Genomic DNA, 17665 nt, shown 5'->3' on the forward strand with positions numbered 1-17665 from the left:
TCACCGCGCCACCCGGGGGTCGGCCATGCCCTGGAGGACGTCGGCCGCCGTGTTGGCCACGATGTAGATCGCGCCGAGCACCAGCGTCACGCCCGCGACGGCGGGGAAGTCGGAGACCGGGATGCTCGCCCCCAGATAGCTGCCGAGCCCCGGCCAGCTGAAGACGGACTCGACCACGAGCACGCCCGCGAACATGAAGCCGATCTGCAAACCGCTCATGGACAGCGCGGCGTTGAGGGAGTTGCGCACCACATGGCGCAGCACGATCCGCCGCTCGGTCAGCCCCTTGGAGCGCGCCGTGCGGACATACTCCGCGTCCAGCGTGCCGAGCAGGCTGGAGCGGAAGACGCGCCCGATGGCCAGCGCGGGGCCCACGGCCAGGGCGATGCCTGGCAGCAGCAGATGCTCCAACGCGTCGACGCTCAGGGCGGGATCGCCGGTGAGCAGCCCGTCGACGACCAGCAGCCCCGTCGGCCCGTCCGCCTCGTGGGCGCCGCTGAGCCGCCCGCTGCCGGGGAGCCAGCCGAGCTGGAGGTAGAACACGACCAGGCTGAAGATGCCGAGCAGGAACGTCGGCGCGGTGGACGCCAGGAACAGCAGCCCGCGGAACACCCCGGCGCCCCGTCGGCGCAGCACGCTGGTGAGCGCGAACACCACGGCGAGCGCGAGGGCCGACGCGAAGGAGAACAGGACGAGTTCGAGCGTGGCGGGGAAGTAGGTGCCGATGTCCTCGGTCACCGCGTGCTTGGTGCGGAACGACGTGCCGAGGTCGCCGGTCACCAGGCCGCCCAGGTAGTCGAGGTAGCGGTCGATGGCCGGGTCGTCGAGGCCGAGCCTGGCGCGTTCCGCCGCGATGGCCTCGGGCGAGGCGTTGGCGCCCAGCGTGGCGGCCACCGCGTCGGTGTGGGAGATCTCCTGGAGCACGAAGAGCACCAGGGACAGCACGAGCAGCAGGCCGAGCAGCGAAGCGGCCCGTGCGGCGAGGAAGCGTGGAGTCATCGGGGAAGCCCTTCGTGTCAACGGCCGTCGCGGGCCAGCAGGTCGCGCACCGCGTCCCCGGCGAGGTTCGCCACCAGACTCAGCGCCATGACGGCCAGGCCCGGGATCGCGGGGATCCACCAGTGGGCCAGCAGCTCGGGCAGCGCCCTCGACGTGTCGGCGCCCAACTCCGGTGCGGGGGCGGACTGTCCGAGGCCGAGGAACGACAGGCTGGCCAGCACGAGCACCACGCTGCCCACGTCGAGGCTCGCGGTGATCACGGCCGACGGCACCACGCCCGGCAGCAGGTGCCGCACGATCAGCCGCGTGCGCCCGACCCCCGCCATCCTGGCCGCCTCCACATGCGGCCTGGCCGCAAGCGCCCGCACCTCGCCGCGCACGATGCGGGCGTAGAACGGCCACCACACCACCGAGATCGCCAGGAACGTGTTCCCGAGTCCCGAACCCAGCGCCGCCGCCACCGCGATGGCCACCAGCGTGCCCGGCAGGGCGAGGAAGAGGTCGGTGATCCGCATCAGCACCGCGTCCACCCAGCCACCGAACGCCCCGGCCACCAGGCCGATCACCCCGCCCGCGAGCAGCCCGAGCGCCACGATGGCGAGGGCCATCAGCCAGCTGGTGCGCAGGCCGAGCAGCGTGCGCGACAGCAGATCGCGGCCGATGCCGTCCGTGCCGAGCAGGTGGCCGCCCGAGCCGACGGGCGCGTACAACTCCCCGGCGGACTGCACCGGATCGTGCGGCGCGAGCCATGGCGCGAGCAGCGCCACCACGGTCACCAGGCCGGCCAGGCCCAGCGTCACCCAGCTCAGGAGCGGCCCCCCGCGCAGCCGAGGTCCCGGGAGCCTGCCACGGCCCGGCGGCCCGTCAACGGCGGTGACCGCGCCGGGAGTCACGGTCGCGGTCACCGGAGCTCACCCCGGTGCACACACGCCACGCCGCGCCGCTGTTCCCCCGAACCCCGGGGCGGCCGTGGGCCGATGGGCACCAGCTGGATCCCGGTGAGCGTGGTCGCGCACTCCTCGCGTGCCACCGCGCAGCGCGGGTGGTAGGCGCACCCGCCCGGCGGGTCGATGGGGCTCGGCGGCTCCCCGACGATGTCGGGCAGCGTCACGCCGAGCCCTGGCACGGCCGAGATCAGCGCCCTGGTGTACGGGTGCTTGGGGTCGGCGATCACCTCGTCGGCCGCGCCGGTCTCCACCAGCCGCCCCAGGTACATCACCGCGATCCGGTCGCCGACGATCCTGGCCACGGACAGGTCGTGGGTCACGAAGATCACCGTCATGCCGAGGTCGCGGCGGAGCGTGTTGATGAGGTTGAGCACGCTCGCGGCGAGCGAGACGTCGAGGGCGCTCGTCGGCTCGTCGCACAGCAGCACCGCGGGCGGCACGATGGTCGCGCGGGCCAGCGCGACGCGCTGCCGCTGGCCGCCGGAGAGCTCGGCGGGCCTGGCGTCGAGCGCCTCCTCGGGCAGGCCGACCGAGCGCAGGGCCTCGGCCGCCCGCCCCCGCCTGGCGCGCCGGTCGAGGCGCAGGCCGGTGAGCCGCTCGGTCAGCAGCTCCCGCACGGTCAGCCAGGGCGTCAACGACGCGCCCGCGTCCTGGAACACCATCTGCGTGAGGCGCCTCCCCGGCCGCTCGACCGCCCCGGTGAACGATGTCTCAAGGCCCGCGATCACCCGCAGCAGCGTCGACTTGCCCGAGCCCGACTCGCCGACCAGGGCGATCGACTCCCCGGCCGCGACATCAAGGGTGACGCCGCGCAGCGCCGCCAGGGTGGCCTTGCGCCCTCGCCGGTCCCGCACGGTGAAGTCGCAGCGCAACTCGGTGGTCGAGACGATGGGTTGGGCCCGTTCGGCCCGTTCGCCCTTGACGTCCTCGGTCACCGGCTCCGGCGCCGCCTCGGCCGCGGGGGCGTCGCCGAGCAGCCGTTGGCGCGCCTCGTCGGCAAGCAGGCACGCCGACCGGTGGGGAAACGCCGTGGGCGCGGCGGTCGCCGCCTCGCCCAGCGGGGGCAGCTCGTCGGCGCAGCGCGGCATGGCGAGCGGGCACCGGGTGCGGTAGGCGCAGCCGGTGTCGCCCTCGGCGGGGGCGGCGTCAGGGGCCGCGTCATCGGCCAACGTCCGCAGCGGCGCGCCGCGTTCGGTGGTGAGGCCGAGCCGCGAGGCGAGCAGGCCCAGGGTGTAGGGGTGCCGGGGGCGTTCCAACACCTGGGCGGTGGGCCCCACTTCGGCGATGCGGCCCGCGTACATCACCGCGACGCGGTCGGTGATCTGCCCGGCCACGCCCAGGTCGTGCGTGATCATCAGCACGCTGCACCCGAGGTCGTCGGTCAGTCCGCGCAGTACCCGCAACACCTGGGCCTGCACGGTGACATCGAGCGCCGTGGTCGGCTCGTCCGCGACGACGAGCTTGGGGCCGCCCGCGATCGCCATGGCGATCATGACGCGCTGCCTGAGCCCGCCCGACAGCTCGTGCGGATAGGCGCGCATGCGGCGTTCGGGCTGCGGAACGCCGACCGCGCGCATCAGCCGGACGGCCTCCGCGCCCGACCCGGCCGCCTCGGCGACCTGGTCGCCGATCCGCATCGTCGGGTTGAGCGACGTCATGGGGTCCTGGAACACGACGCCCAGGTCCCGCCCCCTGGCCAGGCGCCGCTCCTCCTCGGGCCCCGCGGCCATGTCGACGCCGCTCACGGTGAGCGTGCCGGAGACCACGGGCGCCGACGCGCGCGGCAGCAGGCCGAGGAGCGCCAGGCTCAGGACGCTCTTGCCCGAGCCCGACTCCCCGACCAGGCCGAGGATCTCGCCGCGCCTGATGTCCAGGTCGACGCCCTTGATGACGGTGGAGCGCACGCCGTTGCGCGCCATGCTGACCCGCAGCCCGCGCAGCGACGCCACGGGCGTCACGGGCGGGTCGGCGGTGGTGGTGTCGTCCATCGTGTGGAGCATTCCTGACCTCACAGGGACTGGATGGAACGGGACAACGGCGGGGCGCGGGTGCCGAGTTGAGCGGAGTGGGGGGTGCGGGGGCCGGTGCGGGGCTACTGCCAGGGGCGGTCGACGGGCGCCGGGCGTGGGTCGAACCCCCCTTCCCCCGGCGGTCGGTCGGCGTCCTCGGGGGCGCCGATGGCCGAGGCCTCGCGGGCCTCGGCGGCCAGCCGCTCCTGGCGGGCGGGCGCCGTGAGCGAGAGGAAGACGGCGAGCAGCAGGCACGCCGCTCCGCAGCCGAACCACAGCGCCGCGGTGCCCAGATGCTCGCTCACCGCGCCGCCGACGAGCGGGCCGACCATGGTCGCGGTGCTGAACGCCAGGGCGTAGGCGCCGAGATAGCGCCCACGGGCCCGCCGGGTCGACATGTCGGCGGCGATCGACTGGGCCGCGGGGTGGCCGCCCATCTCGCCCAGCGTCCAGATGGTGACCGCCACGGCGTAGACCGCCCACGACGACGCGACGCCCTGGAGCCCGACGCCGACCGCGGTCACGCACAGCGCGCCCGCGAGCACGGCCTCCCGGTGCCAGCGCGCCATGAAGCGGGCGCTGGGGATCTGCAACGCGCACAGCAGCAGGCCGTTGAGCGTCAGCAGCAGCCCGTACTGCTGCGTGGTGTACCCCTCGTCGGCCATCGCCACGGGCAGCGAGACCGTCGACTGGACGTATACCACCGAGTAGACGAACATCGCGGCGACAAAGGTCATGAAGACCCGGTCCCGCAGCACGTCGAGCAACCCGCCCCCGCCGTCGGCGTGTTCGGCCCGCCCGGCCCGCTCGGGGACATGTGTCTCGTGGACCAGCAGCAGCACGATCGCCGCGGACACGAGCAGCACGCACGCCTGCCCGTAGAAGAGCAGGTCGAAAGCGCGGTCGGCGACGAACCCGGCGATCACCGGGCCGATCGCGTAACCCAGGTTGACCGCCCAGTACTTGTAGGCGAACGCGGTCCTCCGGTGGGCCGGGGGCACCATGTCCGCGATCAGCGCCGTGATGGCGGGCTGCGTCGCCCCGTTGACCAGGCCGAACGCGAACAGCAGCAGCGCCACCGCCGCCGGGTGGCCGAACAGCGGGATGATCACCACCGTTCCCGCGGACAGCAGCAGGCTGCCCACCAGCGTGCGCTTGCGGCCGACCGTGTCGGACAGGACGCCGCCGCCGAGCGTCGAGACGACCACGCCGCCGCCGTACCCGGAGACGATCAGCCCGGCCGCCGACACCGAAAGGCCCGCGTCGCCGGTCAGGAACAGCGTCATGAACGGGACGACAAACCGCCCGGTCCAGGTGACCAGCACGGCGAGCCAGAGCCACCAGAAGCTCAGGGGCAGATCGCGGGCGCGGGTGTGCCCGCCGGTCCGCTGGGGGCGTGCCATGGATTCCCTTCCTGGGGCGGCTGCTCAGGGCTGCGTGCTCGGGGCTGCGTGCTCAGGTCCGTGCTCAGGATTCGGCGACGGTCAGGGTGTTGAAGTCGAGCGTGTAGGGCTCGGCCACGCTGTGGGACTCCTCGATCCCGCCGAGCCAGGGCTGCGCGGCCACGAAGTCGTGGACATAGGCCCAGGCCGGGGTGCAGGCCGCCGCGGTGATGGCCTCGCCCGCCGCGACATAGGTGTCGGTGTCCCCGGTGCGCAGCGCCTCGGCCAGCAGCTCGGTGGTCTCCTCGTCGGAGCACTGGAGGTGGTTGAGCCCGCCGTCCTGGTCCCAGAACACGTGCCCATAGAGGTAGGGGCTCCCCGAGTCGGGCCACGTGCCGGACGAAATGTGCAGGTCGGGGGCGTTCGCCGGGTCGCTCGCGAACGTGCCGAAGACCTGCGACGTCTGGTACGCGGTGATGGTGGCGTCCAGGCCGAGCGCCTGGAGCTGGGCCGCGATCAGGTTGGCGATCTGCGCGTCGTCCGCGCTGCCCGCGTTGTGCCCGATCACGACGGTGCGCGCGGAGGCGGGCAGCCCGGCCACATAGTCATCGAGGGGCCCAGGATCGTGGACGATCTCCCTGGAGTCCGCGCCGCCTGGCACCGAGCCACGGGCGTAGGCACCGGTCGCCAGGTCCGCCTTGTGGGTGACGACCTGGTCGATGACGCTCTCCCAGTCGACCGCCTGGAACATCGCGGTGCGCGCCTCGGCCGTCGCCATGAATTCCCGGTTCGGATTCATGTAGAGGACGCCGACCTGGAACGTGGGCAGGCTGAGCGCCTGAAGGGTGCCCTCGTCGATCAGCCGCTCCTGGGACGCGGAGGGCACCGCGCCGACAATCAGGCCCAAGTCGCCGCTTGTGAGGGCGAGTTGCATGGCCGAGGTGTCGGTGTAGACGGGCAACTCGACGGTGGTGAACGCGGGTTCGCCGCCCCAGTGGTCCTCGAACGCCTCCATCTCGTAGCGCTCCCCGACCCGCGCGGCCGTGAGCCGGTAGGGCCCGGTGCCCGCGGAGTGGGTGCTGAGATAGGTCTGCGCGTGGTCGTCGCCCGCGTTCTCGGCCAGCGCCGTCGGGCTGATCATCTTGGGCCCGTAGGGGGAGGCCAGATAGTCCAGGAACGCGGAGTTGGGCTCGGAGAGCGTGATCACGGCGGTGAGGTCATCGGGCGTCTCGACGCCCTCGACGCCCGCGACCATGTACGCGGGGCCCGCGTCCACGGCGGCGCGGCGGTCGAACGAGGCGCCGACTGCCGCCGAGGTGAAGGCCGTTCCGTCGTGGAACGTCACGCCCTCGCGCAGCGTGAAGGTGAACGTCGTGAAGTCATCGGAGACTTCCCACGCGGTGGCCAGGCTCGGCCCGATGGTGGGCTCTTCGGCGCCCGGCTCGTAACGGACAAGTCCCTCATACATGTTGGTGGTCAGCGCGAGGCCGTTGCCCGCGTAGTAGACGTCGGGGTCGGGGGGTTGGCCGATGTCGTTGAGCAGGCCCATGGTCAGCACGCCGTCGTCGGGCGCCGCGGAGCCCGCGGTGCCACCCGTGGAGCCGCCGCAGGCGGCGAGCGCGAGCGCGGCGCCCGCGGCGAGCGCGGGGGCCAGGGCGGCGCGGGAGGGGAGCGCTCTGTTCATGAATTGGGTCATTGATTTTCCTCAGGCATGACTGGTGCTCAGGAAGGAGGGGTGGCGTCACTCGCGCCCGGGGTGGTGTCACTCGCGCCCCCGGCGGTGTCCGCGTCGGCGGTGTGGCGCAGGGCCATGGAACGCCCGGGTCCCACGGCGTCGGGGTGCAGATAGTCGGGCTCGGTCAGCCCCTTGCGGCGCATGGCGATCCCGGTCAGGGCCTCGCGCACCGCGCGGTTCGCCAGGAGGGCGGTGATCTCCCCGCGATCGTCGTAGGGCGGGCTCACCTCGACGACGTCCATCCCGACGATGCCGACCTCCGCGCACAGCCTGCGCACGGCGGTGAGGATGTCGACGCTGGTCAGGCCGCCGGGCTCGGGGGTGCCCGTGCCGGGCGCGTAGGCCGGGTCGGCGACGTCGATGTCGAGGGAGATGTAGAGGTGGTCGGCCTGGTCGAGGGCCTCGTCCACGGCGCGTTCGAGCACCTTGGCGAAGCCGTCGCGGTGGATCTCCGCCATGAAGTGCGTGCGCATCCGGCGCTCGGACATCCAGTCGATGATCTCCTGGTCGGGCCAGTAGCCGCGCAGCCCGACCTGGACGAAGTTCTGGCCCGGCACGGCGCCGCTCTCGATCAGCTTGCGCATGGGCGTGCCATGGCTCGCCAGGCTGCCCGGGGTGTCGGGGCCCGTGTCGGCGTGCGCGTCGAAGTGGACGATGCCGACCTTGCCGTGGCCGTAGTGGTCGGCGAGCGCGGTGGCCGATGGCCAGGTGGTGGCGTGGTCACCGCCCAGGATGATGGGGATCGCCCCGGAGTCCACGATCGTTCCGACGAACTTGCGGATGCCCTCGAACGTCGTCCATGTGTTGCCGACCTTGATGGGCGCGTCGCCGTAGTCGCAGACGTTCAGTACCTCCAAGGCGTCCACGCGCACGTCGAGCGAGAAGTGCGGGCGCCCGTAGCCGCCCTTGTAGTCGCACGAACGGATGGCGAGCGGGCCGTGGTTGGTGCCGCTGCGCCCCGACGCGGTCGCGTCCCACGGCACGCCGCAGATCGCCACGTCGATCTCCCCTGCCACCAGGTCTTCGGGCGTGAGGCACACCGGCAGCTTGGCGAACGTCTGGATCCCGGCGAACCCGCCCTCGCCCTTGCGGTTGACGAAGATCGGCCCCGGCGTGCGCCCGACGTTGAAGTCGTCGACCGCGCCATGGCCCTCGAGTCCCCTGCCGAGCCTGGGGGGTTGCTGGAAGAAGCCCTCGCCGAAGTCGTGGTGGTGGTGCGGCTGGTGGCCCTGGGGGTCGTGGGCGCCATGGGGCTCGGAGGGCTCGGAGGGCTCGTGGTGGTCGGCGGGTTCAGGGGCGGGGGGGTTCTCGTATCGGGACATCGACCCTCGAATCAGCGACGGCGAAGGGAAGTCGGGGGACATCGGGGGCGGCGGAACGGCGAGCGTCGCCCCGAACGAACGTCGTTGTCCTCCGGAGCGACGAGCCCGTCGCCATCCCTCGGCACGCACGAGAAGGTAAGAACTGCCGAATCGATTCGTCAATGGCTGGAGCCCTCATCGGGCCACGGTTTTACACAGCGGCGCCATCAGAAAGGGCCCGGGGCGCCCGCCGACTTCTGAAGGACGCGGCGCCGTAACATGCGCGAAGGACACGCGCGACGGGCAACGCCCGGCGGGCGGCGGCGTCCGCCCCGGGGCCCCGCGCCGCGCGCTCGTATGATGTGCCGCATGAGGCGCCAGACAGTCACGCTGAAGGACGTCGCCCGTGCCGCACAGGTGTCCTTGAGCACCGCCTCCGAAGCGCTGTCCGGCACGGGCCGCATGACGGAGACCACGCGCCGCGCCGTTCTCGACGCGGCGGCGGCGCTCGACTACCGCCCCAACTCCGTTGCGCGCGGCCTGCGTACGGGCCTGGTGCAGGCCATAGGGCTGCACCATCTGCACGCGGGCGACCGGTTCGCGTCCCACTACTTCAGGGAGTTCGTGACCGGCGCCCTCGAGGGCAGCCAGGCCGCCGACTACGACCTCACGCTGCTGTCGAGCAACCCCCAGGTCCCGCGCAACCGCACCCCGCGCGTCGACGGCGTCATCATCGCCGACCCCATCGGCGACGACCTGCGCGCGGCCGAGCTCCTCGCCTCGGGGCTCCCCGTCGTCGCGGGCGAGCACCTGCCGCCCGGGCTGCCCGCGTGCCCCGTCGTCGCCGCCGACCACGCGGACGCGCTGCGCCGGATCCTGGACCACGCCCTGACCCAGGGCATCGGCCACCCCGCTTTCATCGGTCCCGACGCGAACAGCGGCTGGGGCGTCCTGCTGCGCACCACGTTCCTCGACTGGTGCCGCGAGAACGGGCTGCCCGCCGTCACCCGCGAGAGCCGGTTCGGCAACGCCGACACCGCCGAACACGAGGCGCAGGTGGGGAAGTTGCTCGATGCCGAGCCCGCGACCGACCTCCTGGTGATGTCATCGGAGCCCATCGCGCTCGGCGCCCTCGCCGCGCTGCGCGAGCGCGGCCGCGCCCCGCGCGCCGACATCCTGCTCGCCTGCTGTGGCGACAGCCCCATGCTTTCGGTCACCACCCCGGGCATCACGGCCGTCGACATGCACCCCCGCGCGCTCGGCCGCGCCTGCGCCGAGCTGCTGATCCGGATGATCGAGAACGAGGTCGAGCCCCCGGCCGAGCCCTCACTGCTCCCCGCCGGAATCCACTGGCGCCCCTCCACATCCCGCGCCGCGACCCGCGCCCACGACCCCCACCCGGCGGCGTAGGACGCCCAACGCCCCTGGCGCCGCAAGGGGTTGACGGCCCTCGGGGCCCGCTGGGCGTCAACTGGCTCGGCTGGGACTCCTCGGGCTGGCCGTACGCGCACTGAGCGTGCCCGCCGTGGCCCGGGGGGGGGCGAGGTGGCCCTCCGTCAGGCGGGGGGCCAGCTCCGCAGGGCGGCGTCGGCGACGCCGCGCAGCTCGTCGCGATCGGCGCCGCCCGCGGCTTGGACGGCGATGCCGTTCGACAGGGTCATGAGGAGGCGGGCGAGGAGCCCGGGGTCGGAGGTCGGTGGCAGGTCCCCCTCGTCCCTGGCGCGTTGGAGCCTTGCCGTGAGGCGGGAGCAGGCGTCGTCGCGCCAGTCGGCCAGCAGGTCGCGGATCGTCCGCTCCGCGGGGGCCGCGGCCAGGCATGCCTGGACCCCGAGGCAGCCGGGTGGCCGGTCGGGGGTGGTGACGGTCTCGACCGCGCCGTGCAGGAAGGCGGTGGCGACCCGCCGGGCGGTCGGCTCGTCGAGCGCGCGTGCCGCGTAGGCGGCCGGTCCCGCGGAGTAGCGCGCCAGCGCCTTCCTGAACAGCTCCTCCTTGTTGCCGAAGGCGGCGTACATGCTCGTGCGGGTGATGCCCATGGCGGCGGTCAGGTCGGTGAGGCTGGCGCCCTCGTAGCCGTGCTCCCAGAAGACCCGCATGGCGCGTTCGAGTGCCTCGTCCGCGTCGAATCCTCGCGGACGGCCGATCGCCGCCTTCCGCCGTGTCTCCACACGCTCCACCCTATCTCTTCCGTACCGGTCGGTCCAGATGTGCTACGGTCTCATTCGGTACCGATCGGTACCGAAATTTGGGGAGGTCGTCAGCATGGGGCAGTTCGAAGGCAGGACGGCGGTCGTGACCGGTGGGAGCAGCGGGATCGGCCTGGCCGCCGCCGCGCGGCTCGCGGCCGATGGCGCGCACGTCTTCATCACCGGTAGGCGCGAGGACGAGCTGGAGGCGGCGGCCGAGGCCATCGGGTCGGCCACGGCGGTGCCGGGTGACATCGCGGACCCGGCCGACCTGGACCGGCTCTACGACGCGGTCCGCGCGCGCGGCAAGGGCCTGGACACGCTGTTCGCCAACGCGGGAACGGCGGCGTTCGCGACGTTGGACCAGACCACCGAGGAGCACGTCGACCGCATCTTCGGGGTGAACGTCCGGGGCACGCTGTTCACGGTGCAGAAGGCGCTTCCGCTGCTCAACGAGGGCTCCTCGGTGATCCTGAACTCCTCAGTGCGCGCCGACGACGGCGTCGAGGAGTTCGGCGCGTACGCGGCCTCCAAGGCCGCCCTGCTCTCCTTCAGCCGAACCTGGGCCAACGAGCTCAAGGGTCGGGGGATCCGGGTCAACGCGGTCTCGCCCGGCGCCATCGACACCCCCGCGGTGGCCGGGATGGTCGGCGAGGAGAACGCCGAGGCGGTCAAGGCGGGCTTCGCGGCGAGGGTTCCGATCGGCCGGATGGGAACCCCGGAGGAGGTCGCCGCCGCCGTGGCCTTCCTCGCGTCGGACGAGAGCAGCTTCGTCGTCGGCGCCACCATCTACGTCGACGGCGGCGAGATGCGGCTCTGACGCGCTGCGGCGGGCCCCCGGGCCCTCCGGGCCGTAGTGGGGCGGGGCCCCATGAGCAAGGGGTCTCGTGGGCCCCTCCCTCGGCCGCGTGGTGTCGCGCACGATGGGGGGAGGTCAGGGCGTCATCGACCGCCCCACACCCCGGGTACCACACCGGGAGGCGGGGACCGGCGGGTGTGCGGTCTCCCCTTCCGCGCGAGAGGCACATGCGCATCGGAGCTGTCGGCCCGCTCGGGCACGGCCCGCCCGCCGCCCTTCCCGCCGCGGGGCAGCGGGCGCCGCTCGCCGCGCCGACGCGGATCCACCGGGGCGAACGGCGTGGTTGGGGCTACTGGATGTGCGGCGAGACGCGCGCGGCGGAGCGGCCGTTGCCTCAACGTTCGGGCGCGGCCCCGGTGTCGCGTGGGTGGATCAGCAGGCGGGCCGTCTTCTCCGGGAGGTGGATCGTGCCGCTGTGGCGGTAGCCGGCGGCGGTGAAGGCCCGGGTGGAGGGGATGTTGCGCTCGTCCGGCTCGGCCACCACCCTCGCGCAGTCGGGGTCGGCCTCGAAGAGGCCGTGGGCCAGCGCGGCCAGGAGCGCGCGGCCCAGGCCGCGGCCGAGGTGGTCGCGGTCGCCGATCGCGATGTGCACGCCCAGGTCGTGGGGGGCGTACGGGTAGTGGGCCGCCAGGCGGTCGCGCGCCACCCGGTAGATCTCGACATAGGCGAGCGGCGTGCCGTCCCGGTCGATCAGGCAGGGGAGCGAGTGGGATCCGGCGCGTTGGGCGGCCAGCTCGTCCGCCCAGGCGGCGCGGGTCCACGCCTGGTGCCAGAACGCGGCCACGTGCGGCCGCGCCATCCAGCGGTGCACCAGGTCCAGGTCCGCCCCCCGCGCCGCGGCCACCCGGGCCGACCAGGGGTTGCCGAGGCGGGGCAGTGGCGGCCCCGGGATCTCGTCGTTCTCGCGCGCGGCGTCCGTCCGCGGTGCGGTCACCTGGCCTCCGCCATCAGGGGGTTGGGGGCGTCGAAGTAGACGGACTGGGCGTCGAGCGGGGCCAGGACCTCGTCGATGCCGTGGAGGCGCGTGAACAGGTTGCTCTTGCACGGCAGCGTCGGCGCCGTGAGCCAGCGCCGCGCCAGCCGGTCGCCGCCGGGCCCGGCCTCGGCGAGGGCGGGCAGCGCGGCGGCGAGGCGCACGCGCAGCGCGTCGATCAGGTCGGCCTCGCGGGCGAGGCCCTCGGCGGCCAGGCAACCCACGGGCGCGAGCGCCTGGTTGCGCAGCAGGTAGTAGGACAGGCGGTCGTCGGCGAGCGCGTCGTCCACGACGGCGAGCGTCGATGAGGCGGCGCCGGACGTGGCCAGCAGCCCGGGGAGGTGGGAACGCGCCAGGTAGTAGCCCTGGTTGTCGCGGAACGCGCCCCCGGTCACGCGGCCTTCGGCGTCCAGGCGGACCAGGGTGTTCTGCTGGTGGCCCTCGAGGCCGATGCCGGTCTCGGCGTAGAGGCGCAGCATGGGCACGAGGACCCGGTCGGTGTAGTCGGCCACCCAGCACTCCGCCGCGCCGGGGCCGAGCGCGGACACCAGCGTGCCGAGCGCGCTGCGCCCGAGCCCTGGGCGCGGGGCCACCAGGCCCGCGAGGCACCGGAGTTGGCCCACGCCTGGCGGCACCTCGCGCACCGCGACATCGAGGCCCGTGACGTCGGGGCCCCCGGGGCGGCCAGGCTCGTCCACCGCGATCCAGGCGGGGTCGCGGGTGATGGCGAAGCCGGGGTGCGCCGCGAACGTCGCCGCGCCGTGGCCCGCGTCGAGCAGCCGGTTGATCTCGAGGCCCCGGGTCAGCTCCGTACGCGTGGACTCCCGGCGGGAGTTGGTCAGCCGCAGGCCCAGCGAGAGCTTGAGCATCACGGGCGCGCCGGGCCGGTAGACGGTGCGCAGGCTTGACGTCGGCCACCAGTGGGGGCCCAGCTCGCCCAGCGGCTCCAACGCGCCCGACGCGACGAGGGCGGCGATCCTCGGCCTGTGCGGCAGGTCGTGGGCCTGCCACGGGTGGGCGGGGATCAGCAACCGCCCGTCGGGGGCCGGGTGTTCGGCCAGGTCGGCCATGAGCTGGACGGTGTCGCGCCCGCCCAGCGAGGGCGCGCCCACCACGGCGTCGTGCGAGACGACCGAGGGGTCGGCGGCGAACCAGTGCAGCCGGAAGGAGCCCCGCAGCTCGGGCGAGTACCGCGCCGCGTCGCGGTCGGAGACGCCGTCCCGGCTCTTGGGCGCCGGGTGGAGCAAGTGGCCGAGCAGCAGGGCCTGTTCGGCGTCGAGGAAGCCGTCGACCTCGGGCGGCGGCGCCGGGGCGGCGCGGCGCGCGGCGACGAAGGCGGTGACGCGGCGGACGGACTCGGCGGTGCGCTCGACGAGGTCGGCCGCCTCCCCCCGGGGAACGCCGCCCGCGCGCCGCCCGCCCTCCACCGTGGCCTCGGCGGCCAGCAGCGCCACCGCGGTGACGGGGTCGGCGCTGCCGCCGAGCGGCCCGCCGGGGCCTCGCAGGGTGACGGGGCCGAAACGGTGCCAGCCGGTCGCCGACCAGTGCGTCAGCTCGGCTTCCAGGGTCAGGCCCGAGGTGGGCAGCGCGACGCGGACGGGACCCGAGGGCCGCGCGGGCGCGTTCTCCTGGAGCCAGCAGCGCAACACGGCCTCCAGATGGGCGTGTTCGGCGGCGGCGCGCGGGTCGGCCGCGTCGAGCAGGTCGGCGCCCTGGGCCGCGGTCGTGGTCGTGGGCGAGGGGCTCATCGGGCACTCTCCTGAGGGGGCCGAGCGGCGGCGAGCGGGTTGGGGTGGGTGCCGTTGGGGTACAGCGCGTGGCGCAGCGCCCGGTCGGTGTAGCGGGTGACGACGAGCCGGTCGCGGTTGAGGCCGTAGCGCGGGATGCGCGGGATCAGCAGGTCGTAGGCGGCGAAGCGGTCGGCGAGCTCGGGGAAGCGGGCCTGGAAGGCGAGGATGGTCTCGCGGACCATCGCCCAGAACTTCCCCTCGGGAACGCCGAGTTGATCGGCGCACAGCGGGGCCAGATAGCGGAAGTGGCCCACGAAGACCTGGTCCATCACATGCTGGCGGATGATCGAGGGGTGCTTGCGCGGCAGGATGTGGCCGTGGCTGTCGGGCTCGGGGCCGCGCTCGGGCACGTCGTCGAAGGACACGCAGACGTCGTCGACGAAGTCCTTGAGGAACAGGCGGCGCGGGACGTCGCGTTCGTCGTAGCCCAACAGGGTGTTCTGGCCATGGGGGTTGAACGTCACCCCGTAGCGGTAGAGCACGTGCAGCAGCGGGTCGAGCAGGGTGCCGAACAGGTGCCGTAGCCACTGCTCGGGCGGCAGCCCCGAGGCGCGCACCAGCGCGGCGACGAACGCGTCACCCGCGCTGTCCACGTGCAGCAGCGAGGCGAACGTCCGTACCCGCTCGGCGGGTTCGGCACGCGAGGAGACCGACTCACGCCATATGCAGCCCAGCGTCTCCAGGTGCTGGTAGGGCACATCGGGGAACGTGTCGAGGTAGGGGTGGCGCACCGTGACCGAGGCGACCTCGCCGAGGAACACCGTCCTGGTCTCATCGGCGAGCAGCGGGTCGCGGTCGAGCAGGCCGCGGAGCCACTGGGTGACGGCGGGCGCCCCCGAGGTGCAGTGCGGCGGAATCCCGCGCCACACCAGGGTGTTGAGGATCTTCAGCGGCAGCTTGACGTCATAGCGGCCTGGGTTGCTGACGTTGGCCATGGTGCGGATGGACTGGCCCGGCAGATAGGCGTCGGGGCTCTCGCCGAGCGGCACGATGCGGCGCTGGGCGATGTCGGCGGCGTGCAGGATCTGCACGGCGTGGTCCCACTGCCAGGGGTGCACGGGCATCCACACGAAGCTCTCGGGCGCGAGCCCGGCGCGTTCGAGCACGGCGGTGAAGTCGGCGCGCGTCCCCTCGTCCAACTCCCGGGAGAGCACGTCGCGTTCGGACAGCTCGGGGGTGGCGCGGAACTCCGCGAGGCCCCGGTGGACGGCCAGCCAGCGCAGCTGGACGGGCCGCGCGGACTCGGGCGCGTAGGCGCGCACCTGGGAGGCCGAGAAGCCGATGCGCCCCTTGTTGGCCACCAGCAGGTTGTGCCCGGTCATGCGGCACTCCAACTCGGCGTGCCCCAGGGCCAGTAGCTCGGTCGCGCGCTCCCCGCCGCGGGTGGCGCGCGCGGCGTCGACGGCCTGGGTGGCGGCCAGCTCGGTGAAGTAGGTGGCGATGGTGGAGGCGTCGGTGCCCAGCGTGGAGGCCGCGTCCAGCAGGAACCGCTGGACGTCCCAGGCGGGCTCGGCGATGGAGTTCCCCAGCATGCCGGTGGCGGTGCGGGTGATCGAGCCGGGGTCCACGCGCAGCCAGCCGAACGCGCCGGGCGCGGCGGAGAACACATAGGTCGTCCCGCTGTCGAGGTCGACCCGGTAGCGGCCGGGCTCCGTCTCGACCGCCTTGAGCATGTCCTCGAAGCACCACTCGCCCAGGGCCTTGGCGAGCAGCCGACGGCCCGACTCGCGCCAGGCCGCGGGGGTGACCTCGGGCAGCTCGGGCACCTCGGGCAGCTTGGGGACCTCGGGCAGCTTGGGGACGGGGTGCCCCGGCGATGTCGGCTCCTCGGCCGTCCGGTCGTCGGCGGTGGGGTGGCGCTGGGGCATCGAGCGGCTCCGGGGGAGGGTGGGGCTGGGGCGAACGGGCTCCGCGCCCGAGACCCGCACAAGATTAGGTTAGCCTTGCCTTAGGGGCAACGGCGCCCCTGACGCCCACTCAACGGCCCTTTCATGGCCCGGCGTTGCCTCTCGGTGGGAGGCTACGTTCCCGAGGGTCCCTCGCGATGGAGGAGACGGCGGGTGATCAGCTCCGTCGTGACGGCCACGGCGACCGTCTGGACGGCCATCAGGGCGATCAGCACGAACAGTTGAGCGGCCCCCGCCATCAACGGGCTCGCCCCGGCGAGCAGCATGCCGACGAACGCGCCCGGCAGGGTGACAAGGCCCACCGTGCGCGTCTGGTCGAGCCCCGGCACCAGCGCCTCGGACGCGGCCGGGCGCGCCACCTCCCACCTGGCGTCCCGCACCAGGAACCCCAGGGCCAGCGCGGCCTCCACCTCGCCGCGCCGCGCCGCCAGCTCGTCCAGGGCGCGCCGCCCGGCCAGCACCGTCGCGGTGAGGGCGCCGCCGATGAGGATGCCGGTCACCGGGATGAGGCTGAGCCCCTCGGGCGGGACGAGCCCGGTGAGCAGGAACACCGCCACGACCGGCGCCACCGAGCCCGCTATCGGGGCCGCCGTCAGCCACCCCGTACGGTTCGCGGTCAGCCGCCTGCCCGCCGTGCGCACCGCGACCGCGAACATCACCGCCACGAACGCCAGCACGCCCGCCGCCGATGTCACCGCCCAGGTGATCACCAGGGAGACGAGGGACAGTTGCAACGCGGCGCGCGCGCCGGCGATCAGCATCGCGCGCCAGGCGCCCGGCGCGTCGTCCACGCCGCCGTGCGCGCCCCCGCCCGCGCCCCGGCCCGTTCCGGCCCCCGGGGTGAGCCGCCACAGCGCCGCAACCGTCGCGGCGGCGATCAGCAGGAGGCACAGCACGACCCCCAGGGTGGGGCTCACCGAGACCAGGGAGGGCGCGCCGTTCGTCACCCGCCCACTGTAGAAGCGGCGCGCGACGGCGCACAGGGGCGGCGAAGGCCGCCGTCCGAGCCGATAGCAAACGTTCGCCTACGTGTATACCGGGGTCATGGGCCGCCGGGTGGGGCGCCCGGGCTGGGGTGTCGGCCAGGGGCGGCCCCGGGTCCGCCGGAAGGCGGCCGCGCAGAAGAATCCCCTCCATGACCTGGTGAGAAGACTCGTGGAGACCCACACGGCACGCGCGGAGCACGGTCTTTCGCCCGCACCCGACGCCTGTCTCGTCACCGATGGAGTGAACCCAGATGAGCCTTCCCGAACCGAATGTGATCCTGCGCGGTGGGCCCCTCCGAGGGGCCGATCCGCAGCGCCTTAGGCATGTCCTCGACATCGAGATGACGCTCAAGATCCCGGTCGGCAACGCCTACGAGCACTTCAGGCCCACTCCGGAGACGGTCCTGCACGACGGGAGCGAGCTGCGGGTCTTCGAGTGGACCCGCCGCACCTACGTCGCCGAGTGACCGCACCCCGACCGGGGCGGTAGCCGGAGCCCCTCCCCCTGGGCACCGGCTGTCCCCACCGCCCCACCCCTTCCGTCCCCGAAACCCGCACCACGCGCCGTCCCCTCCCGTGCGCCCACCCACCCTT

The 17665-nt window shown here is 73.6% G+C and carries 14 protein-coding genes; 3 read left to right on the forward strand and 11 right to left on the reverse strand.

All coding sequences use genetic code 11. From position 1 onward, the window contains the following. The 6 genes from D7318_RS16670 to speB all read right to left on the reverse strand — a co-directional run bounded on the left by D7318_RS16670 (position 1) and on the right by speB (position 8394). Entirely contained in the window at positions 1-999 is a 999-nt protein-coding gene (locus D7318_RS16670; RefSeq protein WP_120697906.1) for an ABC transporter permease, read from the reverse strand. 17 nt (positions 1000-1016) lie between these two features. Next, positions 1017-1904, reverse strand: a complete 888-nt coding sequence (locus tag D7318_RS16675; protein ID WP_220729660.1) for an ABC transporter permease — start codon at positions 1902-1904, stop codon at positions 1017-1019. Beyond that, complete coding sequence (locus D7318_RS16680; RefSeq protein WP_220729662.1) at positions 1901-3934, reverse strand: dipeptide ABC transporter ATP-binding protein; 2034 nt, start codon at positions 3932-3934, stop codon at positions 1901-1903. The genes D7318_RS16675 and D7318_RS16680 overlap by 4 nt, the downstream gene beginning before the upstream one ends. A gap of 104 nt (positions 3935-4038) precedes the next feature. Further along, a complete protein-coding gene (locus D7318_RS16685; RefSeq protein WP_120697908.1) occupies positions 4039-5358 on the reverse strand; it encodes an MDR family MFS transporter in 1320 nt (439 codons plus the stop codon). A gap of 64 nt (positions 5359-5422) precedes the next feature. Beyond that, entirely contained in the window at positions 5423-7021 is a 1599-nt protein-coding gene (locus tag D7318_RS16690) for an ABC transporter substrate-binding protein (protein ID WP_120697909.1), read from the reverse strand. A gap of 38 nt (positions 7022-7059) precedes the next feature. Beyond that, positions 7060-8394 carry an agmatinase gene (gene speB / locus D7318_RS16695; RefSeq protein ID WP_120697910.1) on the reverse strand — a complete coding sequence of 445 codons (1335 nt, stop codon included), beginning with the start codon at positions 8392-8394 and terminating at the stop codon, positions 7060-7062. Between the two features lie 348 nt (positions 8395-8742). On the opposite strand from speB, the gene D7318_RS16700 reads away from it, so the two are divergent. Then, complete coding sequence (locus D7318_RS16700; protein ID WP_183091443.1) at positions 8743-9783, forward strand: LacI family DNA-binding transcriptional regulator; 1041 nt, start codon at positions 8743-8745, stop codon at positions 9781-9783. Positions 9784-9929: 146 nt separating this feature from the next. Here the strand turns inward: D7318_RS16700 and D7318_RS16705 are convergent, their stop codons facing one another. Beyond that, positions 9930-10538 (reverse strand): TetR/AcrR family transcriptional regulator, encoded by a 609-nt coding sequence (locus tag D7318_RS16705; protein WP_120697972.1) that lies wholly within the window; start codon positions 10536-10538, stop codon positions 9930-9932. Positions 10539-10632: 94 nt separating this feature from the next. Between D7318_RS16705 and D7318_RS16710 the strand changes: the two genes are divergently transcribed. Next, positions 10633-11376, forward strand: a complete 744-nt coding sequence (locus D7318_RS16710; RefSeq protein ID WP_120697912.1) for an SDR family oxidoreductase — start codon at positions 10633-10635, stop codon at positions 11374-11376. Positions 11377-11749: 373 nt separating this feature from the next. Here D7318_RS16710 and D7318_RS16715 read toward each other — a convergent pair whose 3' ends face one another. From D7318_RS16715 to D7318_RS16730, 4 genes are all read right to left on the reverse strand, one after another. Next, the gene (locus D7318_RS16715) at positions 11750-12349 is read right to left on the reverse strand and encodes a GNAT family N-acetyltransferase (RefSeq protein WP_120697913.1); all 600 of its coding nucleotides are present in this window, start codon (positions 12347-12349) and stop codon (positions 11750-11752) included. Next, positions 12346-14136: an IucA/IucC family protein gene (locus tag D7318_RS16720; protein ID WP_120697914.1), complete on the reverse strand. Its 1791-nt coding sequence runs from the start codon at positions 14134-14136 to the stop codon at positions 12346-12348. The genes D7318_RS16715 and D7318_RS16720 overlap by 4 nt, the downstream gene beginning before the upstream one ends. Further along, positions 14133-16046 carry an IucA/IucC family protein gene (locus tag D7318_RS16725; RefSeq protein ID WP_120697915.1) on the reverse strand — a complete coding sequence of 638 codons (1914 nt, stop codon included), beginning with the start codon at positions 16044-16046 and terminating at the stop codon, positions 14133-14135. The genes D7318_RS16720 and D7318_RS16725 overlap by 4 nt, the downstream gene beginning before the upstream one ends. Positions 16047-16198: 152 nt before the next feature. After that, a complete protein-coding gene (locus D7318_RS16730; RefSeq protein WP_120697916.1) occupies positions 16199-17032 on the reverse strand; it encodes an ABC transporter permease in 834 nt (277 codons plus the stop codon). Between the two features lie 290 nt (positions 17033-17322). Here D7318_RS16730 and D7318_RS16735 point away from each other — a divergent pair, with 290 nt between their 5' ends. Further along, positions 17323-17538 (forward strand): DUF5988 family protein, encoded by a 216-nt coding sequence (locus tag D7318_RS16735; RefSeq protein ID WP_120697917.1) that lies wholly within the window; start codon positions 17323-17325, stop codon positions 17536-17538. Positions 17539-17665 lie beyond the last annotated feature (127 nt).

The sequence above is a fragment of the Streptomyces radicis genome (genome assembly GCF_003626575.1).
Taxonomy (GTDB): Bacteria; Actinomycetota; Actinomycetes; order Streptomycetales; family Streptomycetaceae; genus Streptomyces; species Streptomyces radicis.